This window comes from Curtobacterium pomorum (assembly GCF_044497295.1).
GTDB lineage: Bacteria > Actinomycetota > Actinomycetes > Actinomycetales > Microbacteriaceae > Curtobacterium.
Map to the genome: position 1 here is coordinate 2,139,083 of NZ_CP172409.1, position 25,792 is coordinate 2,164,874.

Annotated in this window: 22 protein-coding genes and 1 tRNA gene; 6 read left to right on the forward strand and 17 right to left on the reverse strand. The window is 72.3% G+C overall.

The annotated features are described in order from the left end of the window. Window positions 1–64: 64 nt before the first annotated feature. The 5 genes from ACGH48_RS10285 to ACGH48_RS10305 all read right to left on the reverse strand — a co-directional run bounded on the left by ACGH48_RS10285 (window position 65) and on the right by ACGH48_RS10305 (window position 4,975). Window positions 65–1,036: a YafY family protein gene (locus tag ACGH48_RS10285; protein WP_111084002.1), complete on the reverse strand. Its 972-nt coding sequence runs from the start codon at window positions 1,034–1,036 to the stop codon at window positions 65–67. Further along, window positions 1,029–2,060: a YafY family protein gene (locus tag ACGH48_RS10290; RefSeq protein ID WP_123312595.1), complete on the reverse strand. Its 1,032-nt coding sequence runs from the start codon at window positions 2,058–2,060 to the stop codon at window positions 1,029–1,031. The genes ACGH48_RS10285 and ACGH48_RS10290 overlap by 8 nt, the downstream gene beginning before the upstream one ends. A 71-nt stretch (window positions 2,061–2,131) precedes the next feature. After that, the gene (locus ACGH48_RS10295; RefSeq protein WP_396288459.1) at window positions 2,132–3,058 is read right to left on the reverse strand and encodes a hypothetical protein; all 927 of its coding nucleotides are present in this window, start codon (window positions 3,056–3,058) and stop codon (window positions 2,132–2,134) included. Window positions 3,059–3,101: 43 nt separating this feature from the next. Further along, on the reverse strand, window positions 3,102–4,220 hold the full coding sequence (locus ACGH48_RS10300) for a tRNA (adenine-N1)-methyltransferase (protein WP_260233027.1): 1,119 nt from the start codon (window positions 4,218–4,220) through the stop codon (window positions 3,102–3,104). Further along, window positions 4,217–4,975: an HAD family hydrolase gene (locus tag ACGH48_RS10305; RefSeq protein ID WP_396288461.1), complete on the reverse strand. Its 759-nt coding sequence runs from the start codon at window positions 4,973–4,975 to the stop codon at window positions 4,217–4,219. The genes ACGH48_RS10300 and ACGH48_RS10305 overlap by 4 nt, the downstream gene beginning before the upstream one ends. Window positions 4,976–5,125: 150 nt before the next feature. Here ACGH48_RS10305 and ACGH48_RS10310 point away from each other — a divergent pair, with 150 nt between their 5' ends. Beyond that, on the forward strand, window positions 5,126–6,061 hold the full coding sequence (locus ACGH48_RS10310) for a proteasome assembly chaperone family protein (protein ID WP_123312593.1): 936 nt from the start codon (window positions 5,126–5,128) through the stop codon (window positions 6,059–6,061). Between the two features lie 411 nt (window positions 6,062–6,472). Here ACGH48_RS10310 and mshC read toward each other — a convergent pair whose 3' ends face one another. Genes mshC through ACGH48_RS10325 form a run of 3 tightly spaced genes read right to left on the reverse strand, consistent with a single transcriptional unit; the run spans window position 6,473 to window position 9,921 of the window. Then, the gene (gene mshC, locus ACGH48_RS10315) at window positions 6,473–7,717 is read right to left on the reverse strand and encodes a cysteine--1-D-myo-inosityl 2-amino-2-deoxy-alpha-D-glucopyranoside ligase (protein ID WP_396288463.1); all 1,245 of its coding nucleotides are present in this window, start codon (window positions 7,715–7,717) and stop codon (window positions 6,473–6,475) included. Then, a complete protein-coding gene (locus tag ACGH48_RS10320) occupies window positions 7,714–8,544 on the reverse strand; it encodes an undecaprenyl-diphosphate phosphatase (protein WP_396288465.1) in 831 nt (276 codons plus the stop codon). Before ACGH48_RS10320 ends, mshC begins: the two co-directional genes overlap by 4 nt. A gap of 60 nt (window positions 8,545–8,604) precedes the next feature. Next, window positions 8,605–9,921 (reverse strand): M20/M25/M40 family metallo-hydrolase, encoded by a 1,317-nt coding sequence (locus ACGH48_RS10325; protein WP_396288467.1) that lies wholly within the window; start codon window positions 9,919–9,921, stop codon window positions 8,605–8,607. A 181-nt stretch (window positions 9,922–10,102) separates the two neighbouring features. Here ACGH48_RS10325 and ACGH48_RS10330 point away from each other — a divergent pair. Beyond that, a tRNA-Leu gene (locus tag ACGH48_RS10330) sits at window positions 10,103–10,188 on the forward strand. A gap of 394 nt (window positions 10,189–10,582) precedes the next feature. Here the strand turns inward: ACGH48_RS10330 and ACGH48_RS10335 are convergent. The 5 genes from ACGH48_RS10335 to ACGH48_RS10355 form a co-directional block, all read right to left on the reverse strand. Then, on the reverse strand, window positions 10,583–11,911 hold the full coding sequence (locus tag ACGH48_RS10335; protein ID WP_222657740.1) for an NAD(P)/FAD-dependent oxidoreductase: 1,329 nt from the start codon (window positions 11,909–11,911) through the stop codon (window positions 10,583–10,585). A gap of 32 nt (window positions 11,912–11,943) precedes the next feature. Further along, window positions 11,944–12,153, reverse strand: a complete 210-nt coding sequence (locus ACGH48_RS10340) for a hypothetical protein (protein WP_222657741.1) — start codon at window positions 12,151–12,153, stop codon at window positions 11,944–11,946. A gap of 25 nt (window positions 12,154–12,178) precedes the next feature. Then, window positions 12,179–13,972, reverse strand: coding sequence for a DEAD/DEAH box helicase (locus tag ACGH48_RS10345; RefSeq protein ID WP_123313104.1), 1,794 nt, complete (start codon window positions 13,970–13,972; stop codon window positions 12,179–12,181). Window positions 13,973–14,160: 188 nt separating this feature from the next. Then, complete coding sequence (gene dinB / locus ACGH48_RS10350; RefSeq protein WP_396288469.1) at window positions 14,161–15,405, reverse strand: DNA polymerase IV; 1,245 nt, start codon at window positions 15,403–15,405, stop codon at window positions 14,161–14,163. A gap of 214 nt (window positions 15,406–15,619) precedes the next feature. After that, entirely contained in the window at window positions 15,620–16,807 is a 1,188-nt protein-coding gene (locus ACGH48_RS10355; RefSeq protein ID WP_396288471.1) for an acyl-CoA dehydrogenase family protein, read from the reverse strand. A 23-nt stretch (window positions 16,808–16,830) separates the two neighbouring features. Here ACGH48_RS10355 and ACGH48_RS10360 point away from each other — a divergent pair, with 23 nt between their 5' ends. Continuing rightward, window positions 16,831–17,625, forward strand: coding sequence for an SGNH/GDSL hydrolase family protein (locus tag ACGH48_RS10360; RefSeq protein ID WP_123312585.1), 795 nt, complete (start codon window positions 16,831–16,833; stop codon window positions 17,623–17,625). A gap of 132 nt (window positions 17,626–17,757) precedes the next feature. On the opposite strand, the gene ACGH48_RS10365 is transcribed toward ACGH48_RS10360, so the two are convergent. The 4 genes from ACGH48_RS10365 to ACGH48_RS10380 are packed head-to-tail and all read right to left on the reverse strand — an operon-like array spanning window position 17,758 to window position 22,294. Continuing rightward, window positions 17,758–19,140: a serine hydrolase domain-containing protein gene (locus ACGH48_RS10365; RefSeq protein ID WP_396288474.1), complete on the reverse strand. Its 1,383-nt coding sequence runs from the start codon at window positions 19,138–19,140 to the stop codon at window positions 17,758–17,760. Window positions 19,141–19,190: 50 nt separating this feature from the next. Further along, window positions 19,191–20,420 (reverse strand): D-alanyl-D-alanine carboxypeptidase family protein, encoded by a 1,230-nt coding sequence (locus ACGH48_RS10370; RefSeq protein ID WP_123312583.1) that lies wholly within the window; start codon window positions 20,418–20,420, stop codon window positions 19,191–19,193. Window positions 20,421–20,445: 25 nt separating this feature from the next. Beyond that, window positions 20,446–21,012, reverse strand: a complete 567-nt coding sequence (locus ACGH48_RS10375; protein WP_396288476.1) for a DUF1097 domain-containing protein — start codon at window positions 21,010–21,012, stop codon at window positions 20,446–20,448. Next, entirely contained in the window at window positions 21,005–22,294 is a 1,290-nt protein-coding gene (locus tag ACGH48_RS10380; RefSeq protein WP_396288478.1) for an amidohydrolase family protein, read from the reverse strand. The genes ACGH48_RS10375 and ACGH48_RS10380 overlap by 8 nt, the downstream gene beginning before the upstream one ends. A 146-nt stretch (window positions 22,295–22,440) precedes the next feature. Between ACGH48_RS10380 and ACGH48_RS10385 the strand changes: the two genes are divergently transcribed. The 3 genes from ACGH48_RS10385 to ACGH48_RS10395 are packed head-to-tail and all read left to right on the forward strand — an operon-like array spanning window position 22,441 to window position 25,792. Beyond that, window positions 22,441–23,133, forward strand: a complete 693-nt coding sequence (locus tag ACGH48_RS10385; RefSeq protein ID WP_396291118.1) for a FadR/GntR family transcriptional regulator — start codon at window positions 22,441–22,443, stop codon at window positions 23,131–23,133. Then, a complete protein-coding gene (locus tag ACGH48_RS10390; RefSeq protein WP_396288480.1) occupies window positions 23,130–24,233 on the forward strand; it encodes an acetamidase/formamidase family protein in 1,104 nt (367 codons plus the stop codon). Before ACGH48_RS10385 ends, ACGH48_RS10390 begins: the two co-directional genes overlap by 4 nt. Next, window positions 24,230–25,792 (forward strand): AtzH-like domain-containing protein, encoded by a 1,563-nt coding sequence (locus ACGH48_RS10395; protein ID WP_396288482.1) that lies wholly within the window; start codon window positions 24,230–24,232, stop codon window positions 25,790–25,792. The genes ACGH48_RS10390 and ACGH48_RS10395 overlap by 4 nt, the downstream gene beginning before the upstream one ends.

Consider the following 25,792-nt stretch of genomic DNA (forward strand, 5'->3'; position numbering starts at 1 on the left):
TCGATCCTACGGGGTGGGGACCGACAGTTCGGCGCGCTCCGTGCGAACGCACATGCAGAACTCGTCAGCCCGCGGCGAGGGCGGCGGCTGCGAAGTCGCGCACCGCGTCCCGCGCCGCCGGCGGGTCGAGCACCACAGCACGGCCGGGCAGCCCCGCGACGAGTCGGACCACGCCGTCGAAACCGTTCGACGCCGCGAGCCGGATGCGCACGCGCGCCTCGGCGTCGGGGGCGTCGGCGGTGTCGGCGAGGAAGTCGGCCACGAGCGGCAGCGACGACGAGTCGAGCTCCACGGTGACGATGACGTCCTCTGCGGACTGCTGGAACAGCGTGTCCGGGATCACCACCTGGTCGGCCGACTTCTCCACCGCACGGTCGTCGACGCGTGCGCCGGACATCCGGTCGAGCCGGAAGGTCCGGAGCGCCTGCCGGTCGAGGTCCCAGGCGCGGAGGTACCAGTCCGTGTCGATCGACTCGACGCGCAGCGGGTCGACCCGGCGGGTGCCACCCTGGGTGCGCGGGCCGGCGTACTCGAAGGAGAGTCCGCGGCCGTCGGCCATCGCGCGACGGATCGTGGCGAGGGCGACGTCGTGCAGGTCCTGTCCGACGGCGACCGTCGAGGCGGCACCGCCGGCACCGCGCGACAGCTTCGCCATGAGCGCGCGGATGGCGTCGCGGTCGGCGGCCTCGGGCAGCGCGGAGAGGTACTGCAACCCCGCGATGAGCGCCGAGGCCTCACGCGCGGACAACCGGGGCGAGTCGTCGATGGCGACGAGGTTCGTCAGGACGATCATCTCGTTCTGGTCGAAGTCGTCCCAGGCGATGTCGAACAGGTCGCCGTGCTGGTACTGCATCGTCTCGCCGGGGACACCCGACACCGCGATGAGTTCCACGGCGCGGCGGATACGGGCCTCGGGGACGCCGAAGTGGCGTGCGGCCTCGGCCACCGAGACGCGCTCGCGGTCGATCAGGTACGGCACCAGGGCGAGCAGGAACGCGAGCTTGTCCTGCGCCTGCAGGGGCTGGGCGTCAGCCACGGGCGGGCTCCTCTTCGTCGCTGTGGTCCCGCACGAGCGCCCGGAGCCGCTCGACGACCCGCAGCCGCAGGTCCTCCGGCTCGAGCACCCGGACCTCGGGTCCGAACGCGGCGAGTTCCTCGGCCAGGATCTGCGGGTCGACGTGGTGCAGCACGAGTGCGCCGTCGGCGTCGGTCTCGGTGTCTCGGCGCCGGGTGAGCCGTCGTTCGGCGTCGGAGCCCGGGGTCACCGCGATGCGCGCCGTGCGGGCGGACCAGATCCGCTCGAGCTCGGCGAGCGTGCGTTCCCCCGCGCCCACCGGTGCGGTGTGCTGCCCGACCTCGTACTGCGTGACCGTCCCGACGATGCGGGACAGCAGGTAGTTCTTGTCCGAGTCCGTGGCGAACTCGTGGGCCGCGAGCATCCAGCGGCCGCCGTGCTGGACGAGGGCGAGCGGGGCGACCTCGCGACGGCGGGCCTCGTGCTGCCCGGGGGTGATGTAGTCGAACCGGACGGCGGCACCGCGGTCGAGGGCGGAGCGGAGCGGCTCGAACGCCGCGTCACGTGCCCGGAGCCGCGGGGCGTACGCGTCGACGCCGAGCTGGAGTGCGCCGTCGTCGTCCTCCGAGCCCGCGGACCGGACCTTGAGCAGCCCTCGGCGTGAGTCGGCCGACAGGGCTCCTTCGCGCCAGGCCATGGCGGCCAGCGACAGCAGGGCCGATTCGTCCGGGGTGAAGCGGACGTCGACGGGCAGGTCGTACTCGCCCTTCGGGATCCGGTAGCGCAGCGTCTGGTTGTTGCCGGCGGCACCCGGTGTCTCGATGGTCTCGAGCGGGATGCCGAGCTCGCGGACGTCGTCCTTGTCACGTTCGAACTGCCGCTCGAGCGAGGCGTTGTCCCCGCCCGGCGTGAACCGCTGACGGTAGCCCTGCACGTTGGTCAGGATCTCCGCCTTGGTCAGCCCGGACTCCGTCGAGAGCAGCGCGAGCACGAGGCTGAACAGCCGCTCCTCTGCGGGCACACGGGGCACACGGGTCGCTGGCACGAGCCGATCCTACGGCAGCGCGGGTGCACCGGAGTGCACCCGCGCCGCGGTCGGTGGACGGTGTGTGCGCGTCAGCTCGACATCGCTCCGAGCACGTCGATGACGTACGCGTAGGCGGTGCCCTGCTGGTTCACGACGGCCAGGACCTGGTCGCCGACACGGTGCCCGACGATGGCGGTGCGAACGCCCTCGTCGACCTGGCCCTTGACGAGCGGCACGGTCTGCGCACCCGAGCCGTCGGTCCAGCTGGAACCGGCCACGGACGGGTCCGCGCCCCACGTCACGGCGGTGTACTTGATGACCGCGGTGTCCTTCGCGGTGAGCACGCGACCGGACCCCTTGCGGAGCAGGTGCGTCTGGTTCGACTTCGGCGCGTTCCACGACGGGATCGTGATGCCGGGGGCGCCTGACGGTGCGAGCACGACGGCGGGCATCTTGTCGCCGGCGAGCTGCGGCGTACCGGTCGCACGGGCGTCGAAGGCGCGCTTGACGTCGACGACGGCGATGACGGCGTCCTCGGTCTTCGTCGACGAGCCGCTGTCGGTGGTGGCGCTCGCGTCCGAGCTGCTGAGCGCGCTCTTCGGCAGCGCGACGGCCAGGCGGTCGCCGACCTGCGCGCACTCGAGCGATTCGCCGAGCGCACCGTAGTTGCTCGCGCCGGCGGTGATCGGGGCCGTCTGCCCGGAGTAGCCGCTCGTCTGCGCGACCTCGCCGGTGGCGCCGTCGACGAGCGTGTACTCGATCAGGACGGGGGTGCCGTCCTCGATGGTGCGGCCGTCGCCCTGCTTCAGGACGGAGACCTGCGTGCCCTTCGTGGTGAGCCCGCTCGGGATCGACACCTTCGGCTCCTTGCCGAACGCGCCGGTCGCGGTCACCGCCTCGGACGCCTTGCCGGGTGCGGCACAGCTCGAGGGGGTGGTGCCGGCGCCGTTCGAGGCGCACGCCGTGAGCGACGCCACGAGACCGATGGTGACCAGGAGTGCGGGGATGGTGCGCACGGACCCTCTTTCCGTTCGATGCAGGACGGGCACGACCGTCAGCCTACCGGTCGCCGTCGGCCGGCTCGGACGCGTCGCCGACGGGCTCGGACGGTGCCCCGGACCCCTCGGCGACGGCGGCTGCGGACCCGGCCTCGGCTGCGGCGACCTTGCGGGCCTGCGCCGCCGACTGCCGTGCGACCTTGCGGAGCTTCTTGTCGCTCGTCGCCCGTTCGCCGACGGCGCCCGGGGTCCAGGCCTCGATGTCCTCGTCGGAGAACTCGACCTTGCCCGCTCGGCGCTTCAGGTTCGGCAGGACCGTGCCGTCGGCCAGTCGACGGGCCGTGATGAGGAACCCGGTGTGCCCGACCATGCGGTGGTCCGGGCGGACGGCGAGGCCCTCGACGTGCCAGGTGCGCACCAGCGTCTCGCTCGGCATCGGGTCGGTGAAGCGCCCGGTGTCGCGCAGGGCCTCGGCCGTGCGGGACAGCTGGGTGACGGTGGCGACGTAGCAGACGATGAGCCCGCCGGGCACGAGGGCGTCCGCTGCGGCGTCGACGCACTCCCAGGGCGCGAGCATGTCGAGGACGACGCGATCGACGCTCTGCTCCTGGACGGCGCCGGGCAGCTCCTCGACCAGGTCGCCGACGGTCACGGACCAGTTGTCCGGGACGGCGCCGAGGAACGTGCCGACGTTGCCCTGCGCGATCGCGGCGAACTCCTCGCGACGTTCGAAGGACTGCAGCTGCCCGGTCGGTCCGATCGCCCGCAGCAGGAACAGCGAGAGGGCGCCGGAACCGACACCGGCCTCGACCACCCGGGCGCCCGGGAAGACGTCCGCGAACGCCACGATCTGGGCGGCGTCCTTCGGGTAGACGATCGCGGCGCCGCGCGGCATCGACATCACGTAGTCGTTGAGCAGCGGACGGAGCGCGAGGTACTCGTCACCCGTGCTGGCACGGATCACCGAGCCGTCCGGCTGACCGATGACGTCGTCGTGCCGGAGCACCCCGCGGTGCGTGTGGTACTCGCCGGCGGTCTCGAGGGACAGCGTCGTGAGCTTGCCCTTCGGACCCGTCAGCTGCACGCGGTCGCCGGCCCGGAACGGGCCGCGCGGCGGCGTGTGCGGTGCGCCACCGGCGGTGTGCGGGAGCGCTGCGGTCGGGTCGTCGGTGTGGTTCATCGGGTGACCCCCTCGGTGTCCGCCGCGTGTGCCGGGTCCGGCACCGCGCCTCCCGTGCCGAGAACGCGCGCAGCCAGTGCCGGCGTCGTCAACTCGACCAGGCGGTCGACGTCGACACCCGACAGGGTGGTCAGGTGCACGTCGCCGCCGGCGATCTCGGACAGCGGGACGATGTGCTCGACGGCGATCGTGACGGCGCCCGAGGCGACGGCCGACGCGACGCCGGTGGCGGAGTCCTCGATCGCGACGCACGCGGTGGGCTCGACGCCGAGCTGGGCCGCGGCGGACAGGTAGGCGTCCGGGAACGGCTTCGGACGGTCGACGTCGTCACCGGCCACGACGACGCGGAACCCGCGCTCGCCCAGTGCCTCGGCGGCGACGAGCGCCATCTTCCGGCGGGACATGGTGACCAGGGCGGTGGGGATCCCGCGGGCGTGGAGCTCCTCGACGAGTTCGCGGGCGCCCGGACGCCACGGCAGCTCGCCGGCGCGCAGGTGCTCCATCACGTAGTCGGTCATCCACTGGATGATCTCCTCGACCTCCATGTCGACGCCCTTGGCGCGCAGGAGTTCGCCGGAGCGCTCGAGACCGGAACCGACCAGGGACAGGCCGTCCTCGTGGGTCCACTCGGCGCCGTAGCGGTTCGTCAGGTCGACCTGGGAGCGCTGCCAGATCGGCTCGGTGTCGATGATCGTGCCGTCCATGTCCCACAGCACGGCTGCGGGCGGGACGAGGGCAGGAGGATGCGCGGTCACGGGCGACGAGTCTACCGGGGCCGTTCCGCTGGGCGCGGACGCGCACGTGCGGGAGCGCTGCCGGGGCCTACAGTGGATGCCTGAATCGTGTCCGGCCGGGTGCCTCGTCGCACCCGCCCCGCTCCGCTCCACCACCAGGAGGTCCGCTCCGTGCCACAGCACTCCCCCTTCAGCGACGGCCGGTTGCTCGTCGTCGCCTTCGAGGGCTGGAACGACGCCGGCGAAGCCGCGAGCGGACTCGCCCGACGCATCGTCGAGTCGCTCGGGCTCGACGAGCTGCGTGAGCTCGACGGGGAGCGGTACGTCGACTACCAGTTCAACCGTCCGACCATGGGGTCCGACGAGACCGGCGCCCGCGGGGTGCAGTGGCCCCGCATCGTGCTGCACGGCCCCGGCGCCGAGGGCCGGCCCGTCATCGGCGCCACCGGCTCCCCGACCGACCGCGACGTGTTCGTGCTCGTCGGGCCGGAGCCCTCGCGCACCTGGCGCGGCTTCTGCGCGGAGATCATCGACCTCGCCGACGTGTACTCGATCGACGCCGTCGTCTTCGTGGGCGCGATGCTCGCCGACGTCCCGCACACCCGACCGATCTCGGTCTTCGTGTCGAGCGAGAACGCCGGCGTCCGCACCGCGTTCGACGTCGACAAGTCGTCGTACGAGGGTCCGACGGGCATCCTCGGCGTCCTGGCCGACGCGATGGACAAGGCCGGGCTGACCACGCTGTCGCTCTGGGCTTCGGTCCCGCACTACGTGCACAACTCGCCGTCGCCCAAGGCCACGCTCTCGCTGCTCGACAAGATCGAGGAGCTCACCGACGTCACCGTGCCCCGCGGCACGCTGCTCGACGACGCCACCGAGTGGGAGGACGGCATCGACGCCCTCGCCGCCGACGACGAGGACATGGCGTCCTACATCGGGCAGCTCGAGCAGGCCCGTGACACCGTCGACTCCCCCGAGGCCTCGGGCGACGCGATCGCGCAGGAGTTCGAGCAGTACCTGCGGCGCCGCGAGCACAAGGACGGCAAGGACGGCGGCACCGCCGGTGGCGAGGGGCCCTGGCGTCCCCCGCAGCCGCCCCAGCAGTAGGGCGCGGGCGGGGCGGGCGCGCCCGGCCCCGTTCGCCGAGGTTCCAAAATCTCGGCATGTCGCCGCCGCACACTGCCGTCCGTGGAACCTGCGCGCGACGCCCATGGCGTGTCGCGCGGCTCGCGCCCGTCGAGCGGTCGCCATCTGCCGGCCGCAAGCACAAGGCCCGTCACGACCGATCGGCGGACGGGAGGCACGGTGCCAGCCCGCCACGGGCCTCCCGTCCCCCGACGGTCGCGTCCAACGCGCCCAACGCGCCCGTCCGCGACCGCCGAGGTTCCGAGATCTCGGCATCTCGCGGCCGCACACGGCCGTTCGTGGAACCTCGGCGGCACGCGCGCGGCATGTCGTGGAACCTCGACGAGGCGCACGCGGCCGAGCGTGGGGACAGCCCCCGCCCCGGGGCCCGCGTCAGCCCAGGCGGATGCCGAGCAGAGCGTCGATCAGGTCGGCGAGCTCCGGCGTGCACGCCGTGCCGCCAGCGATCGCCGTGTCGACCGCGGCGACCGCGCCCGGCGTGTCGAGGTCGTCGGACACCCGCGCCCGGATCCGCGACGCGACGTCGGCCGCGTCGTCGGCGTGCCCTGCAGATGCACCCGACGCCCATGCGTCCCAGGTCGCGAGCCGCGTCGTGGCACTCGTGAGCTCGGCGTCGAACCACTCCCAGTCGTCGGAGTACTTGTGCGACAGCAGTGCGAGCCGGATCGCACGGGGGTCCGCGCCGTCGTCGAGCAGCCCACGCACCGTGACGAGGTTGCCGAGCGACTTCGAGATCTTCGTGCCCTGGTAGGCGATCATCCCGGTGTGCACGAACGCGTGTGCCAAGGGCTGGTGCGCCAGCGCGGCTGCGTGCCCCGCGCTCATCTCGTGGTGCGGGAAGACGAGGTCACTGCCACCGCCCTGCACGCTGATCGGCAGGCCGAGGCGGTCGCCGGCGATGACGCTGCACTCGATGTGCCAGCCGGGCCGGCCGGGGCCGATCTCGGAGTCCCAGCTCGGCTCACCGTCGCGGGCCGCGCGCCAGAGCAGCGGGTCGAGGGGGTCGCGCTTGCCGGGGCGCTCCGGGTCGCCGCCACGCTCGGCGGCGAGCGTGAGCATGGTCTCGCGGTCCAGGCCGCTCTCGTCGCCGAGCGACCACGCGTCGGTGGGGTGGTTCACGTCGAAGTAGAGATCGTCGCCCTCGGCGTCCGGGGTGGGGACCTCGTAGGCGGAACCGGTCTCCTGCAGGAACGCAACGGCCTCGGCAACGCGGTCGACCTCGTCCGTGACGGCCACGAAGTCGTCGGGCGGCAGGATCCGGAGCGACTCCATGTCGCGGCGGAACAGGTCGATCTGCGAGGCGGCGAGCTCGCGCCAGTCGACGCCGTCGCGGGTGGCGCGCTCGAGCAGGGGGTCGTCGACGTCGGTGACGTTCTGGGCGTACTCGACGTCGAGGCCGGCGTCGCGCCAGGCGCGGCCCAGCGTGTCGAACGCCAGGTACGTCGCCGCGTGGCCGAGGTGCGTGGCGTCGTACGGGGTGATCCCGCACACGTACAGCGCGGCGCGCTCGTCGCCGTGCGTCGGGTCGACCGGCTTCCCGGTGGCGGTGTCGTGCACGACGGGCCGCGGCGCTGCGCCGGGGACGTCGGGGACGGACGGGGCCTGCCAGGCCCTCACGGCTGGATCACTCCGAGCGACAACAACACGATGAGAACGATACCGAGTGCGATGCGGTACACGACGAACGGCATGAAACTGCGCTTGCTGATGTAGTTCATGAACGCCGCGATCACCACGAACCCGACGATGAACGCCACAACCGTCGCGATGAGCGTGTCGGCGAGTCCGAACGGCGCCCCGTGGTCCCCGAGGCTCGTCGCGGCCTCGTACAGACCGGAGAGGAACACGGCCGGCACCGCCAGCAGGAACGCGAACCGCGCGGCAGCTGGTCGCGTGTACCCGAGCGCGAGCCCCATCGACACGGTCGCGCCGGAGCGGGACACCCCGGGGACGAGCGCCAGCACCTGGGCGAGCCCGATCAGGATGCCGCCGCCGAAGGTCATGTGCTCGATCCGGCGCTCCTTGCGGCCGACGACGTCGAGCACGCCGAGCACGATGCCGAAGACGATGAGCACGATCGCGACGATCCACAGCGAGCGGAACGTGGTCTCGATGGAGTCCTTCAACAGGAGCCCCGCGATGCCGATCGGGATCGTCCCGAGGATCACGAGCCACCCGAGCCGCACGTCGGGGTCGCCCTTCGGGACGTCACGACGGAACACCGAACGGAACCACCGTCCGATGATCCGGGTGATGTCCTTCCAGAAGTAGATGAGCACCGCGGTCTCGGTGCCGAGCTGCGTCACCGCGGTGAAGGCCGCGCCCGGGTCCTTCGCGTCGGGCAGGAACAGCCCGACGATGCGCAGGTGCGCGCTGGAGGACACCGGCAGGAACTCGGTGAGTCCCTGGACGAAGCCGAGGAAGATCGCCTCGAGGATGTGCACGCACGGGCCTTTCGGGGGAGGGCGGTCAGGACACCGCCACGGAGGCGACCATGAACAATATCAGTACGTGGCCAGGAGGTCCCCGAGGACGCGCCGACCGAAGGCCAGCGAGTCGAGCGGCACCCGCTCGTCGACGCCGTGGAACATCGCCGGGAAGTCCACCCCTGCGGGCAGCTGGAGCGGCACGAAGCCGTACCCCGCGATCCCGAGCGTCGACAGCGCCTTGTTGTCCGTGCCGCCGGACAGCAGGTACGGCAGGACCGGAGCGCCCGGGTCGTGGCGACCGAGGACGTCGCGCACGGCGTCGACGAGCGGTCCGCCGAAGTCCTGCTCGAGACCGATGTCGCGGAACGACATCACGACCTCGACCTCGTCGCCGGCGAGCTCCCGCACGCGAGCGAGGACCGACTCCTCGTCACCGGGCAGGCAGCGGATGTCGACGAGCGCCTCGGCCGTGTCCGGGATCACGTTGTGCTTGTAGCCCGCGGTCAGGACCGTCGGGTTCGTCGTGGTGTGCAGGGCGGCGTGGATGAACCGCGAGGCCGAACCCGTCGCCAGCGCGACCTCGTCCGGGCCGGTCACCGTCGGGTCGACACCGAGGAACCGAGCGACCTCGGCGACCATCGCGTCCGTCGTGGCCGACAGGCGCACCGGCCACTCCTCGCTGCCGATCCGGGCGACGGCCGCGGCGAGCTTCGTCACCGCGTTGTCGCGGATGACGTGGGAACCGTGTGCCGCCGTGCCGCGCGCGACGAGCTTGATCCACATCAGCGCCTTCTCACCCGTCTGCAGCAGGTAGGCGCGGCGGTCGCCGAGGGTGATCGAGTACCCGCCCACCTCACTGATGGCGGCGCTGGCCCCGGCGAAGACCTCGGGGTGGTGCTCGACGACGTGGTGCGAACCGAGGACTCCCCCGGCTTCCTCGTCGGCGAAGTAGGCGATCACGAGATCGCGCTCGGGAGCCCCGTGCTGCTCGATGACGTCCGCCAGCGACGTGAGCATCATCGCGTCCATGTTCTTCATGTCGACGGCACCCCGCCCCCACAGCGACCCGTCTTTGACCACGCCGCCGAACGGGTCGACCGACCAGTTCGCCGGGTCGGCCGGCACGACGTCGAGGTGTCCGTGCACCACCAGCGCCGGCTTGTCCCGGTTCCGACCAGGGACGCGTGCCACGACGCTCACGCGGTCCGGCTCGGACTCGAACAGCTGCGGCTCGAGGCCCAGCCCGCGCAGCTTGTCCTCGACGTAGTGCGCCGCCTCGGTCTCACCGCGCGACTTCCCCTCGCCCCAGTTCGTCGTGTCGATGCGGATGAGGTCACGCGCGATCGCCGCGGTGGCCTCGAGCTCGGTCGCGGTCGGCTCCGGGTTCGTCATGCCACCACGGTATCGGTGCGCACCGACGCTGCTCGGCCCGGAGACGCCGCGCGACACCGCGGGGCGCCACGGCTGGACGCGCCCGGGATGCGCGGCCGTGTTCATCGGGCGTTCAGACCCGTGCTAGTGTTTTCTCTCGGCAGGGACGCCGGGGAAACCCGGTGAAATCGCCACACATCCAGTCCGGATGGCGGAATTGGTAGACGCGCTAGCTTGAGGTGCTAGTGCCCGTATTAGGGCGTGGGGGTTCAAGTCCCCCTTCGGACACAGAACATGCAATGCCCCCTGACCTTTCGGTCCGGGGGCATTTTCTGTTGTGCCTCCCGGCGAGTGCCGCCATCGCTGCGCTCAGGGCGTCACCGCCTCGGGGACGGCCAGCTCGCTGCGCTCACGGCCGGGCGACAAGATCGACGTCGTACGACATCGATGGTGTCGTTGCGGGTCGGGCACAACAGTTGCCGGCGCGCGCCGGCGACAACGTCGACGTCGTACGACATCGATGGTGTCGTTGCGGGTCCGGCCGGGGGCACGGGTTGCAGCGCGCGCACAGACGGACGGGAGGCGCGGCGCCAGCTGGCACCGCGCCTCCCGTCCATCAGGTGGTTGCGTCGAGCTCTTCGACGCCTCGACGAAATTGCGGCCTGATGCCGCGTTCCGTCTCCTAGCTCTTCGACGCCTCGACGAAGTTGCGACGCGGGTCCGTCTCCTTGATGAGCGAGGTCGCGTCGCGGCCCGAGACGGCGCCGGTGACCCAGCCGATGACGATGCGCGCCTTGCGGTTCAGCGTCGGCATCGCGTACACGTGGTACGCGCGGTGGGCGAGCCAGGCCAGCAGGTTCGTCATCTTGATGCCCTTGATGTTCGCGGCACCCTTGGCGACACCGTACGACGCGACCGTGCCGATCGAGGGGTGGCGGTACTCCTCGAGGGGCTTGCCGGTGATCGTCGCGACGACGTTGTCCGCCGCCACGACGGCCTGGCGCACGGCGTTCTGCGCGTTCGGCGGGTAGAACGCCGGCTGCTTGTCGGCGGTCAGGTCGGGCACCTGCGCGACGTCACCGAGGCCCCAGACACCGGGGACGACCTCGTGCGTGTCCTCTGCCTCGACCTGGAGCTTCGCGTTGGCGGCGAGGTGCCCCTTCGGTCCGCGGGGCAGGTCGGAGGCGTCGAGCAGCGGGTTCGGCTTGACGCCGGCGGTCCACACGAGCAGCCCGGTCGGGATCTCGTCGCCGTCGGAGAGCTTGACGATGCCGTCCTCGGCGCTCGGCATGGTGGTCTTCAGACGCACGTCGATGCCACGGGCGCGGAGCGACTCGAGCGTCCACTTGGACAGCTCGGGGCCGACCTCGGGCGCGACACGGTCGAGTGCGTCGATGAGGATCCAGCGGGGCTGCTCCCCCGCGAGCGACGGGTAGGTCTTGATGGCGGCCTGCGAGACGTCGAAGAGCTCGCCGATCGCCTCGACACCGGTGTAGCCACCGCCGACGAAGACGCTGGTGAGCAGACGACGACGTTCGTCCTCGTCACGCGTGGCAGCTGCCTTGGCGATGTTGTCGAGGAGCTTGGCGCGCACGTAGGCGGCCTCTTCCACGCTCTTGAAGCCGACGCCGTACTCCTCGAGCCCGGGGGTCGGGAAGGTGCGGGTGACCGAGCCGAGCGCGACGACGAGCTGGTCGTAGCCGAGCGTGCGGTCGTCGCCACCGGCGGTCGCGATCGAGACGGTCTTGTCCGCCGACGAGATCCCGGTGACCTTGCCCTGGATGACGCGGGTCTTGCGCAGCGCACGGCGCAGTTCGACGGTGACGTCCTTCGGGGCGATGTGGCCGCCGGCGACCTCGGGCAGGAACGGCAGGTACGTGTAGTAGGTGTTCTGGTCCACGAGCGTGATGCGCATGGGCACGGTCGCTGCGTGCTTCTGCAGCTGCTTGACGGTGCTGTAGCCAGCGGAGCCGCCGCCGAGGACGAGGACGTGAGGGATCGAGTCTGCCATTCCTCCGGTCTACCGGACTTTGGCTTGGCGCGTCATGAGCTGCGCGGCCTGTCGCGCAGCCGCCACCAGGCCGTCTCCGCCAGGTCGACACCCGTGTAGACGCCGTGCGGGGTCCGTCGGGACTCGGTGAGCGAGAACCGTCGCAGCCGGTAGCCGCCCCCGAACCGGTCGATGATCGCCTCGGGAGAGGACTCCGCGTCGCGTTTGACGTACCAGGTGCGGTCGTCGACGGACTCGATCACGGGCGGACCGCCCGGACCGCACCCGTCACCGGCGCCCGCCGATGCGGGAGCGCAGGACGTCGATGCGCTTCTGGATCTGCTCGATGCTCGCCTGCGCCACCGCCGGGCCACCGCTGATCCGCCGGAGTTCGGCGTGGATGGCGCCGTGCGGCTCGTTCGAGTGCCGCGACCAGATGGACACGAGCCGGGCGAGCTCGGTGCGCTGCTCCTTGATCGTCATGTACATCGGGCGGTTCTCGGGCTCGGCGGCCTTCGGCAGGCCGTCCTTGACGGTGCGGCCCTTGGAGCGCTTCGCCTGGGTCGCCTGGCGCGCCCGGAGCAGGTCGCGCACCTGGTCGGGTTCGAGCAGCCCGGGGATGCCGATGAAGTCGAGTTCCTCGAGCGACCCGACCTCGCCGCCGGTGCCGAACTCGCCGCCGTCGTAGAGGACGCGGTCGAACGACGCCTGCGAGTCGAGCGCCTCGAACGGCTGGACCTCGAGCAGGCTCTCGGACGCCCGGTCCTCCTTGTTGGCCTCGGCGACCATCGCGTCTTCGGGGTTGTACATGCCGTCGTCGGCGTCCTTGGGACGGTCGAGGGCGTGGTCGCGTTCGAGCTCGAGGGTCGCGGCCAGCGCCATCAGGCCGGGCACGCTGGGCAGGAACACCGACGCGGTCTCCCCACGGCGGCGAGCACGCACGAAGCGGCCGATCACCTGGGCGAAGAACAGCGGGGTGCTGGCACTCGTGGCGTAGACCCCGACGCAGAGCCGCGGGACGTCGACCCCCTCGGACACCATGCGGACGGCGACCATCCACCGCGAGGTGTCGTCGGCGAACGCACTGATCCGGCTGGACCCGGCGGCTTCGTCGGACAGGACGACGGTCGGCCGCTCCCCGGTGATCTGCTGCAGGATCCGGGCGTACGCGCGGGCCGTGGTGGTGTCCGTCGCGATCACCAGACCGCCGGCGTCGGGCACACCACGGCGCACCTCGGTGAGGCGCTTGTCCGCCGCGGACAGCACGGCCGGCATCCACTCGCCCTCGGGAGACAGCGCGGTGCGCCACGCCTGTGCGGTGATGTCCTTCGTGACCTGTTCGCCGAGGGAGGCCGACATCTCGTCGCCCATCCGGGTCTTCCAGCGCATCTGGCCGGCGTAGGCCATGAACAGCACGGGTCGGACGACGCCGTCCTTCAGCGCGCGGCCGTAGCCGTAGTTGTAGTCGGAGATCGAGGTGCGGATGCCCTGCTCGTCGGGTGCGTACTGGACGAACGGGATCGGCGCGGTGTCGGAGCGGAACGGCGTGCCGGACAGCGAGAGTCGTCGGGTGGCGCCGGAGAACGCTTCTCTGATGCCGTCGCCCCAGGTGAGTGCGTCGCCGCCGTGGTGGACCTCGTCGAGGACGACCAGGGTGCGCCCGCCCTCGGTGATCTTCTTGTGCACCTCGGGGTTCATGCCGACCTGGGCGTACGTGATCGCGACGCCCTGGTAGTGCCGGCCGAACATGCCGTCGCCGTTCTTGAACATCGGGTCGATCCGGATGCCCACGCGGTCGGCGGAGTCAGCCCACTGCCGCTTGAGGTGCTCGGTGGGGGCGACGACCACGATGCGGTCGACGGTGCCGCGCGCGAGCAGCTCGGTGGCCAGACGCAGCGCGAACGTCGTCTTGCCGGCGCCGGGCGTCGCTGCCGTGAGGAAGTCGCGCGGCTCGGATTCGAAGTACTTCGTGAGGGCTTCGACCTGCCAGGCGCGGAGCTTCGACGCGGTCCCCCACGCAGCGCGGTCCGGGAACGCCGGCGACAGGTGTTGGACGGCCGAGTTGCCGGCTGCCTCGGCCAGGGCGGCCGCGTCGGCCTCGTCGCGCGCCACCGCGTCGGCGTGCGCGGACGACGATGGGCCCGACGACGTGTCGGTCGACCCCGCGGCGCCGTCTCCGGCCCGGTCGTCCCCCGACTCGGCCCACAGCGTGGCGGGCTGCTGCTGTTCGTACTCCGCTGCGCTCACTGGACCTGATTCTACCGCCACCGTCAGTCCTGCCTGGCGTGCGGGACGTGGCCGTCGGGGGTCCGGCGGACCAGAGATGCCGGTCGCAGCACGCCTGCGCCGAACCGCGCGGCGACCGCGTCCACCGTGGTCTCGGTCTCGCGCCACGGCGCGTCGTCGTCCCAGAGCGCGTTGCTCGCCGCGGCCGGCACGAGGTTCTCGCCGCGGACCCCGATGAGCCGGATCCGGTTGCCCGGCCGGTGCAGCACGTCGTACAGCTCGACGGCTTCACGGTGCAGCCGCTTGGCGACGTCGGTGGGCTCGGCGAGGGTCCGCGAGCGGGTCAGAGTGGTGAAGTCGGTGTAGCGGACCTTGAGCGCGACGGTGCGGGCCTGCACGTCGGCGTGACGCAGGCGGACGGCGACCTTGTCGGCGAGACGCAGGAGTTCACGCGCGACGTCGTCCCGCTCGGTCAGGTCGTGGCCGAACGTGACCTCGTGCCCGATGGACTTCTCGCCGACGCCGGTGTCGACGACGCGGGGATCGCGCCCCCACGACAGGTCGTGCAGGCGCTGGCCACCGGCGGGCCCGAGGGCGGACACGAGCGACCCGAGGGGCGTGTTCGCCAGGTCGCCGACGGTCCGGATGCCACGGCGCTCGAGGGTCTCCTGCGTCTTGCCGCCGACGCCCCAGAGCGCCGAGACCGGCTGCGGGTGCAGGAACGCGATGGTGTCGGCTCCGGGGACGACGAGCAGCCCGTCCGGCTTGGACCGGCTCGACGCGAGCTTCGCCACGAACTTGGTCGATGCGGCGCCGACCGAACAGTGCAGGCCCGTCTCGGCGTGGACCGTGCGTCGGATGGCCCGACCGATCTCCCACGGCGTGCCGTAGAGCCGGAGCGCCCCGGCGACGTCGAGCAACGCCTCGTCGATGCCGAGCCGCTCGACCCGCGGGGTGAACCGGTCGAAGATCGCCATCACCGCGGCGGACTTGTCGCGGTACTTCTCGAAGTGCGGCTCGACGATGATCGCGTTCGGGCAGCGGCGCTTCGCGATGGCCATCGGCATCGCGGAGTTCACCCCGTACTTGCGAGCCTCGTACGTCGCCGCGGTGACCACGGACCGGTCGGAGTCGTGGCCGACGATGACCGGCAGCCCCACCAGGTCGGGCCGGTCGAGCAGCTCGACGGACGCGAAGAAGGCGTCCATGTCGACGTGCAGCACCGTCGCCGAGACGTCGTCCACCGGGGCGTCGGAGACGAGCCGGTTGCTACCGTCCTGCTTGCTCACACGGAGATGATGCCAGGCACCACCGACATCGCCGACGGGCTCGGCGTGCGGAGGTCGCTATGCGCCGAGAGCACCGTGCGACCTTCCCCGATCCGTGCCGGGTTGATCGCTCGGTGCGGCGCTACAAGGCCGCACGGAGCGGGCAACCTCGCACCAGCCCACAAGTCCCGCACCGTGCTCGCGCGCCCGGCGCCCGGCGCGCGCGGGTGCCGCGTCAGGCGGGCGGGCCGAGCACCGACGTCGCGAGGGTGCGCGCCGCCGAGTCCCGCGACGACGGGTGGTACTGGCCGGCCCGGACGTCGCGCGCCAGGCGGGCGAGCTCGCTCGACGACCGGAACGCCGAGCCCCCGACGACCCGCATCGCCTCGTCCACCACGTGCTGCGCCGTGTCCACCGCCCGCGCCTTCGTGCCGACGAGCAGCGGGAACCACCGGGCGCCGAGCTCGTCGCATTCGTCCACCGAGCGGGCGAGGGCGTCGACCTGCAGGGTGATCGCGTCGACGGCACCGCGCAGGTCCGCGAGCGCACGACGGACGTCGGGGTCCTGCGACCGGGGCGAGCCGTCGGCCGCCACGCGTCGCCCGACGGCGTCGACCGCCAGCGCGATGGCCCGCTCGGCGACGCCGACGTACACCGACGCGATGAGCAGCTCGAACGCCGCGAAGACCCCGAACACGAGCGGGTCCTGGTTCGGTCCGACGGGCAGCGACCGGACGATGCGGTCGGCGGGCACGAGCACGCCGTGCAGTTTCGTCGTGCGGCTCTGCGTCGCCCGCATGCCGAGGGTGTCCCAGTCGTCCAGGTGCTCGACGTCGCCGTCGGACCGGAGCACGAAGCCGTGCACGAGCCGCGGTTCCGGCCCCGTCTCGTCCTTGCCGAACACGCTCAGCACGTCCCACGCCGGCGCGAGGGACGTGAACACCTTGGTGCCGGTGAAGCGGTACCCGCCGTCGCCGTCCGGCTCCGCCGTCGTCGACGAGTCGAACAGGACGGCGTCGTTGCCGGGTTCGCTCACCCCGAACGCGAGGAGCTGGTCGTCCGCAGCGTGGTCGGTGACGGCCTGGAGGAACGACTCGCCTCGCGCACGCACGGCGCGCGCCGCCTGCACCCACACCTGGTGCATGCCGAGGCCGAGTGCCGTCGCCGGCGCGGCCTGGGCGAGGGTCCGCTGGACGGCGGCCGTGGCGCGGAGGCCGAGTCCGGAACCGCCCTGGGCAACCGGGACCCCGATGCGCAGGTAGCCGGCGGAGCGGAGCTCGTCGAGGTCCTCGGCGCAGAAGGCGTTCGCGGCGTCGTACCCGGGGGCACGGTCGGCGATGCGGGCGAGCAGGTCGTCCGGCACGGTCCAGGGTGCCGCGTCCGTGCCGGCGTCCGTGCCTGCGTCCGTGTTGGCCTTCGTCATGGCACGAGACTAGGGTCCGGAGCGTGTCAGATCGTCATCCTTGGTCCAGGTACGTCGCGATCGGTGACTCGTTCACCGAGGGGATCGGCGACCCCGACCCCACGGTCCCCGGGGGCAACCGGGGGTGGGCGGACCGTGTCGCCGAGGTGCTCGCGCACGGGTCCGACGACTTCGCGTACGCCAACCTGGCGATCCGCGGGCGGCTCCTGCAGCAGATCATCGACGAGCAGGTCGAACCGGCGCTCGCGCTCCGCCCGGACCTGGTCACGGTGTCCGCCGGTGGCAACGACATCATCCGGCCGGGCTCCGATCCGGACGAACTCGCCGAACGGGTGGACGCCATGGTGTCGCGACTGCGGAGCGACGGCGCCACCGTGGTGCTCTTCACCGGCCCCGACGTCGGCATGACGCCGGTGCTCGGCATGGTGCGCGGCAAGACGGCGATCTACAACGAGAACCTGCACGCCATCGCCCTGAAGCACGGCGCCCTGGTGGCGAACATGTGGGCGCTGCGGGTGCTCCGCGACCCGCGCATGTGGGCGCCGGACCGGCTGCACCACTCCCCGATGGGCCACTCGACGATCGCCGCGGCGGTGCTCGACGCCCTCGGGGTGCCGCACGGGCTTGAGCCGTTCAACCCCGATCCGCTCGAGGCACGGCCCTGGCGCGAAGCCCGTGCCGAGGACCTCGGCTGGGCGAAGGAGTACCTGGTGCCGTGGGTCGTCCGGCGCATCAAGCACACGTCGTCGGGCGACGGCGTCTCGGCCAAGCGCCCCGAGCTGCAGGACGTCGTCGAGCACCGGTCCGACACCCCGTAGCGGAACGAGGGGCATCCGAGTCCGCACGCCTCTCCAGCCGCGCCCCACCACGGTCATCGCGCCCCGACTCCCCAGGGCGCGATGACCGTGCGGGGGCGCGAACCGGGTCGTGCACCCTGTGGTGGGCGCAGGTCAGTCGGCGGGCCGGTGCAGCGTCAGCGCGCCGTCGTGCAGCGGTTCGGTCTCCCACGTCGTGCCGACCGTGCCGGCAGCGAGGTCGACGCGGAGCCACAGCAGGTGCGGCGTCTCCACGAAACGGAGCGCGACGAGCACGGCGCCGTCCGACCGGGTCGCGGCGCTCGCTGCGAGGGCACCCTCGACGGCCCACTTCCCCTCTCCGACCGGCACCGACGCCGAAGCTCCATCGGCTGACACGGTCAGTCGGATCCCATGGGCCCCACGGTCGAAGCCCACGGCGTCGAGCGCCGCACCGGGCAGCAGCCGGAGTGCACGACCGGCCACGTGCTCGGGGAGCGAGCCGCCGCGCACCGCGGGCAGTCCCAGGGAAGCGAGTCGGGCCTCCAGGGCGGTGTCCGCGTCGGCGTCGGACGGACGGTCGACGGCGGGCAGCAGGTGCTGCCAGGCCGCATCGAGGACCGCCTGCATGTCGAGGCTCTGTCCCGTGATCGCGAGGACGACGTCCTGCTCGGGCAGGACGACGCAGAACTGGCCGTAGGCGCCGTCGCCGCGGAAGCCGTGGCGGGCCATCCAGAACTGGAAGCCGTAGCCCTGGGACCAGTCCGGGTTCTCCTCGCCCGGGTTCTCGACCTGGGTCCTCGTGGCGGCGGCGACCCAGTCCTCGTCGAGGATCCGCTCGCCGTCCCACACCCCGCGCTCCAGGTAGAGCTGGCCGAGCGCTGCGATCGCCGAGGTCGGGGCGTAGCACCCGCTGTACCCGAGTTCGGCGCCCGTCTCGTCGCGTCGCCAGGCGAGGTCGTCGATGCCGAGCGGGTCGAGCAGCCGCGGCCGCAGGTACTCGACGAGGGACCCGCCGCTGACCCGTCGGACGATGCTCGCGAGCGTGTACGTGCACGGCTGGTTGTAGGCGAAGACGGAGCCGGGCTCCTCGTCCGGCGGGGTGAGCAGGAAGCCCCGGACGGTGTTCGTCGGGTCGGCGGCGCGAGCGCGGTCGAGGGTCTCCTCGCGGTGGCCGCTCGCCATCGCGAGCAGGTGCCGGACCCGGATGCGGCGGCTGCGTTCGTCCGTGATCTCGGCGTCGAGCTCGGGGAAGTACGACAGGGCGGTGGCGTCGAGGTCGATGAGGTTCTCGCGCACGGCGATGCCGACCGCAGCCGCGGTGAAGCTCTTGCTCAGCGAGTAGAGCAGGTGCACCCGGTCGGCCGCGTACGGCTGCCACCACCCCTGGGCGACGACCTGGCCGTGGCGGAGCAGCATCAGGCTGTGCGGCTCGACGCCGGGGGTCGACTCGAGGGCGTCGACGAACGCGAGCACACCGCGGGCGTCGATGTCGCGGGCGGAGGGGGTGGTCCGGGGGAACGTCTTCGTCGTCGTCACCCGTCCGACAGTACGGACTCCGGGTGGTGCGCGTCAGCGCGCGAGCACCGTCAGCCCTGGAACGGGTTCGTCCAGCGCCACCAGACGCCGGGGTCGTCGATCGTCCGCTCGAGCACGAGCGGCACCGTCACCGGGTCGTGGTCCGTGACCGTGAAGCGGACCGTCCCGACCCGCTCGCCCTTCGTCCCGAGGGTGACCTCGTCGAGGTGTGCCGTGGCGCGGACCTTCGTCTTCCCCCAGACCAGGACCTCGGCTGCCTTCGCGGTGACGGCGTCGGCCTCGTCCTGCCAGGGGGTGGAGAACGTGCCGAAGGTCTGCCCGGCGTGCGTGAGGGGCACGACCTGGAAGTTGTCGGCGACCGACCGGAGCAGCCGCTGCACGTCGACGTCGAGCGAGTCGTGGTCGACCCCGCCGAGCATCACGCCGATGACGGTGACGTCGCGGCCGCCGCGCTCGTAGGTCGCCGCGAACAGCAGGCAGGCGCCCGCTTCGTCGAGGGTGCCGGTCTTGATGCCCTCGATGCCGTCCAGGCCGAGGAGCTTGTTCGAGTTCTCGATCTCACCGACCGTCGGGATCGTGACGTCCTTCGTGCCGACGATCTCCTTGACGACCGGATCCGCGAGCGCGAGCTGGCCGAGGTCGACCAGGTCGGTGGCGGTCGACGTGTTCTGCGGGTCGAGACCGGTCGGCTCGTGGATCGTGGTGTCGTCGAGGTCGTGCTCCTCGAGCCACTTCGTCGCCGCCTGCTCGTACTCGGCGATCGACCCGAACGCCCAGATGGCGAGAGCGCCGGCGTAGTTGTTCGCCGACTTCATGAGCATCACCTGGAACGCCTGGTGCTCGGTGAGCTTCAGGCCGGCCGGCATCGGCGCGACCTCGCCGTTCATCGCCGCGTACTTGGCGTACAGCGACTCCATCTTCGGTGTGAAGGTGATCGCGGGACCGGACTCCCCCGCAGCCATCGGCTTCTCGTCGAGCACCACGAGCGCGGTGACGATCTTGGTGATGCTCGCGATCGAGCGCGGCTTCGTGTCGCCGCTGGTGCGCAGGCTCTCCGGGAAGTCGGTGGCCTCGACCGCGGTGGCGCCGTAGCCGGGGAAGCTCAGCGCCGGCACGCTCGACGTCGGGGCCGAGTACGTGGTGGTCGAGGCGCTCGCCGGGCCGAACGGCACGACGGCCGCGGCCACGAGGTACCCGGCGACGAGCACGAGGACCGCCACGACGGAGATCGTCACGGGCCTCCGGACGGCGGAGCGGGGGCGACGGACGACTCGTGACACGGGAACCGAGCGTACCGGTCGGTCCCTAGACCCGGGCTGCGACCGGCTGCTCGGCGGCGGGCGTGTCCGTCGTCGCCCCGGTCGGGGTCGGCTGAGCGAACGTCAGCCGTCGGGACAGGTACGCGAACACCGGGCCGAGCGCGTTCATCACGACGACCGAGGCCCATGCCGCCCAGGCGTTGCCCGGATCGAAGCCGAAGCCGCCGAAGCACGTCGCGAAGAACGAGGCGAACCCGAGGAACATGCCGGGGACGAGCCCGAACAGTCGCGTCCGACCCGTGTACATCAGGGCGCAGTTGACGACCAGGATGAGCAGCGCGAGCACCGTGTTCCGCGCGGCCTGACCCTCGCCGAGCACCGTGCCGAAGCGCTGGTCGAGCAGCACGATCACGAGGCCGAAGGCGGACCCGATCGGCATCGCCGCCCAGAGCCGGGTGGCGTTCCGGAGCGTGGGCTTCGCCCCGAGCAGGAACATCCCCGCCCAGCTGATGAAGATCGCCCAGGTGGGCAGGTGCAGCGCGTTGCCGCCGATGAACGCCGTGGTGCCGGCGAGGACCGAGGCGACGATCTCGTGCGGGATCCGTTCACGCATGGGTGAGCTCCTTCGATCGAGTGGTGGACCCGGTGGTGAGTCGGGTGGTCCTGGTGGTCTCCGCGACGACGCGGCCGCGCTTGAACACGAGGTTCCGGTCGGGACGGTCGAGCAGGACCCCCGCCGGGTCGGTCGTCGACAGGACGACGAGGTCGGCGGCGGCTCCCGGCCGGATGCCGTGGGTCTCGGCGACGCCGACGACGCGGGCCGCGGACGACGTGGCCATCTCGAGCACGCGCCCGAGGTCGTCGGGGCCGGACAGGTGCCCCACCTGCGCGAGCAGCAACCCGATGTCGAGCAGGTCCGCGTTGCCGAACGGCGTGAACGCGTTGCGGACGTTGTTCGACGAGTAGGCGCTCGTGACGCCAGCGTCCCAGAGCTCGCGCACCGGGACGACCCCGCGGCGGACGTCACGGTCGTCCGAGCGACCGCCGAGGTGCAGGTCCGTGGCGGGCAACGGCACCACCGCGACACCGGCCGCGGCGAGCTTCGCGAGCACGGCGCTGCGCGGGACCGGCGGCAGGCTGGCGAGCGAGGTCACGTGTCCGAGGGCGACCCGGTCCTGCAGCCCGCGAGCGGCGACGCGGTCGGCGATGTGCCCGGCGAGGGCGAACCGCGGGTCGGACGTGTCGTCGGCGAAGTCAGCGTGCAGGTCGGCCGGCACGTCGAACTCCTCGGCCAGGTCGAGGACGGTCTCGACGTGCTCGTGGCACGCGGCCAGGGTCGCCTCGTTGTAGGTGCAGCCGCCGATCACGTCGGCCCCGGCGGCGAGCGCCCGGCGGAGCAGTGCGAGCGTGCCCGGCGCCTTCGCGATGCCCTCCTGCGGGAACGCGACGATCTGCAGGTCCAGGGCGTCGCGGTACTCGTCGCGCAGTGCGAGGAGCACCTCGACGCCGGTCAGTCCGACGACGGGGTCGACGTCGGGGTGTGCCCGGACGAGTGTCGTGCCGTTGGTGATCGCCTGGTCGAGCAGGTTCCGGGCGCGGTCACGGACGGTGTCGTGGGTGAAGCCGCGCTTGAGCTCCCCCGTCACCGCGATCGCGCCGGCGAGGGTGCCGTCGGGGTTCGGTCGTTCGCGGTCGAGTAGTGCCTTGTCGACGTGCAGGTGGGCCTCGATGAGCCCGGGGATCACGACGCGACCGGCACAGTCCACGACGTGCGCCGCGCCGGTCGGCTCGTCCTCCGTGCCCGCCTCGGCGACCCGGACGATGGTGCCGTCGGCGACGTGGACGTCGACCAGGCGGCCGTCGGTCAGGCGGGCCGTGCGCAGGATCAGGTCCATGGTGGTTCTTCCTCGCATCGGGATGGATCGGACGTGACCCACCCTTCGCCCGCCGTGTTTCCGGCTCCGTTTCGTCGTGTGACGAGCGTGTAAACGTTGGTCGTACCAATGAACCAATCGGACCAACGGACCGTAGGCTCGTGCTCATGCAGAGAGGCCGCACACTGAGCGCCGCGACCGCCGCGCACCTGGCCCGCCTGGTGCTCGAGGACCTGGCACCCGGCGACAAGCTCCCGCCGGAGCGGACCCTGGCCGAGGACCTCGCCGTGTCACGCACCACGGTGCGTGAGGCCATGCAGGAGCTCGAGCGCCGTCGGCTCGTCTCCCGGACACCCGGCCGTGGCACCGTCGTGCTGCCGCGCTCCGAGGAGGCGACCGCCCTGCTCGAGCAGCAGACGGGCGCGGCCCACGGCGACGACCTGGCGCGACGAGCCGAGCACGTCGCCGAGTTCCGCACGGTGGTCGAGCCGAGGGTCGCCGGCCTCGCCGCGGTCCGTGCCGGCGAAGCGGACCTGCTCGCCCTCGAACGCGTCCTCGCCGCCACGCACGCGGGGCTCAGCCCCGAGGAGTCCCTGGCCCAGGACGTCGCGTTCCACGTGCAGGTCGCGCGCGCCTCCGGCAACCCGCTGCTGGTGTCCCTGTGCGAGCTCAGCAGCGGGTGGGTGCAGGACGTCCGTGCCCGGTCGCACAGCACCAGCGAGGGTCGCCGCTCGTCGTTCGTCTGGCACGAACGGATCCTCGACTGCATCCGACGTCACGACGAGGACGGCGCCCGTGACGCGATGACCGACCACCTCGCCGACGTCGCCCACCTCGTCGAACGGAAGGCCGACCGATGACCACGATGACGACTCCCGCGATCCCGACCCTGCAGCCCGGTGCCGGCCCCGTCCGCTCAGCGCGCTACCTGCCCGTCGACCCCGACACGGTCCTCTGGGGTCGACTGCCGAACGGCGACGACCGCCCGGCGATCACGATCGCGTCCGGCGAGGACGTGACGGTCGACACCGTCAGCCACGAGGGGATCCTGCCCGACCAGGGCAGCGACCCGCGCGCGTACTTCGGGTCGCACGGGGTCGCCCCGGAGCACGTGCTGGACGACGCCGACGCGATCGCCCGCGCCGCTCGTCGTGACCCGTCCACCGACGGTCCGCACGTGGTCTCCGGCCCGATCGCCGTCGAGGGTGCCGAACCGGGCGACGTCCTGACCATGACGGTGCTCGAGACGCTGCCGCGCGTGCACTACGGCGTCGTCTCGAACCGGCACGGCCGTGGTGCCCTGCACGGCGAGTACCCGGTCGACGGCACCACGGTCAGCGTCTTCGCCGACGTGGTCGACACGGCCGAGGGCCGGCGGGGCCGCATCCCCCTGACCGGTGCCCGCGACCGCTTCGCGCACTTCCCGCTCGCCCCCTTCCTCGGCATCATGGGCGTCGCGACGCCCGGCGAGCGGTTGCACTCGGTGCCACCGGGCCGGCACGGCGGCAACGTCGACGTGAACCTGCTGCAGGTCGGCGCGCAGCTGCACCTGCCGGTCCTGGTGCCCGGGGCGCTCGCCTACGTCGGCGACCCGCACTTCGCGCAGGGTGACGGCGAGGTCGCCCTGACCGCGATGGAGGCATCGCTCCGCGCGACCGTCCGGTTCGACGTCACGCCCGCCGCCGAGGCCGCGCAGCAGTTCGGTGACCTGGTCTGGCCGCTCGTCGAGACCCACGAGTTCCTCGTGCCGACCGGCATGGACCCGGACCTCGACGAGGCCGTCCGCGCCTGCGTCCGGCACGCGGTCGCGATCCTCGGTGCCCGCTGGGGCATGGAGCCGCACCTGGCGTACGCCTACCTGTCCGCCGCGACGGACTTCAACATCTCGCAGGTGGTCGACCTGGTCACCGGCGCACACGCCCGCATCCGCAAGGCCGACTTCGAGGAGCCCGCCCGATGACCACAGGAGCGCCGGAGGGCCTGCTCGACGCCCTCGACGCGTACGAGGCCGCCCTCGCCGCGAACGACCTCGACGCCCTCGACGCCGCGTTCGTCGACGTGCCCGGCACGATGCGCGGGGACGACCGCGGCCTGCTCGTCGGGCACGACGCGATCAGCGCGTTCCGCGGGGCACGGGGTGGGGTCCAGGCCCGCTCGCTGACGCGTGTCGAGGTCCGACCCCTGGCCGACGGACTCGCCCTGGTCGTGTCGGTGTCCGAGTTCGCGGCGGGTGGGCAGGGCCTCCAGACCCAGCTGTGGCGCCGCGACGGCGACACGGGCACCCACACGGGGTCCGGCACCGGCGGTCCGCGCTGGCGCATCGAGGCCGCCCACGTCACCGGCCGCCCCAAGGCGTTCGACACCACGGTCTGGCGGGCCGTCGGGGACCCGCTGGTCGCCCCCACCGCGTCCGGACCGCTCGACGGACGCACCGTCGCGGTGAAGGACCTCTACGCCGTCCCCGGCCAGCCCGTCGGCGCCGGCAACCCCACGTACCTGCGCGAGTCCCCCGTCGCGACCTCGCCGGCCGCCGCCGTCGCCGCGCTCCTCGACGCCGGCGCGTCGATCCGCGGCATCGCGCGCACCGACGAGTTCGCGTACAACCTGACGGGTCGCAACGAACACCACGGCACCCCGCCCAACGGGGCGGTCCCGACCCGACTGCCGGGAGGCTCGTCCAGCGGATCCGCATCGGCCGTCCGCCTCGGGATGGCCGAGATCGGGATCGGCACGGACACCGCGGGATCGGTGCGGGTCCCCGCCTCGTACCAGGGGCTGTGGGGCCTCCGGACGACCCACGGCGCGGTGTCCCGACAGGGCCTGCTCCCGCTGGCGCCGTCCTTCGACACGGTGGGGTGGCTCACCCGGAGCGCCGACGTCCTGCTCGCGGCGCTCGACGCCACGGTGCCGTCGGACCCGGGAACGCCCGCCGCGTCCGAACTGCTCGTGCCCACCGAACTGCTGGACCTGGTCGAGCCCGCCGTGGCCGAGGCCTTCACCGCGTTCGTCGCCGGACAGGACGCACCGATCGATCCTGTGCGGCTCGCCGACCTCGGGGTCCCGCCGCTCGACGACCTGCGCGAACTCCTGCGCCTCGTGCAGGCCGCCGAGGCCGTCGCCGCCCACGGTGCCTGGATCGACGCCCACCCCGGCGCCCTGAGCGCCGTCGTCGGCGACCGGTTCGCCGCCGCCCGGGCGAACGACCCCGCCGCCACCGCCGACGCCGTCGCGCGGCTCGACGACGTCCGGGCCACGATCCGCACGGCGCTCGCCGACCGGACCCTGCTCTTCCCGACCGTCCCGGGGCCCGCACCGCTCATCGCCGCCGACACCACGGCGCTCGAACGCACCCGGACCGCGACGACGGCGATGACGAGCCTCGCGAGCGTGGGCGGCCTGCCGGCGGTCAGCGCTCCCGCCCTCACCGTGGACGGCGCACCCGTCGGCGTCTGCCTGGTCGGCGGACCGGGCACCGACCGTGCCCTGGTGATCCGTGCCGGACGGATGCTGCAGCACTGA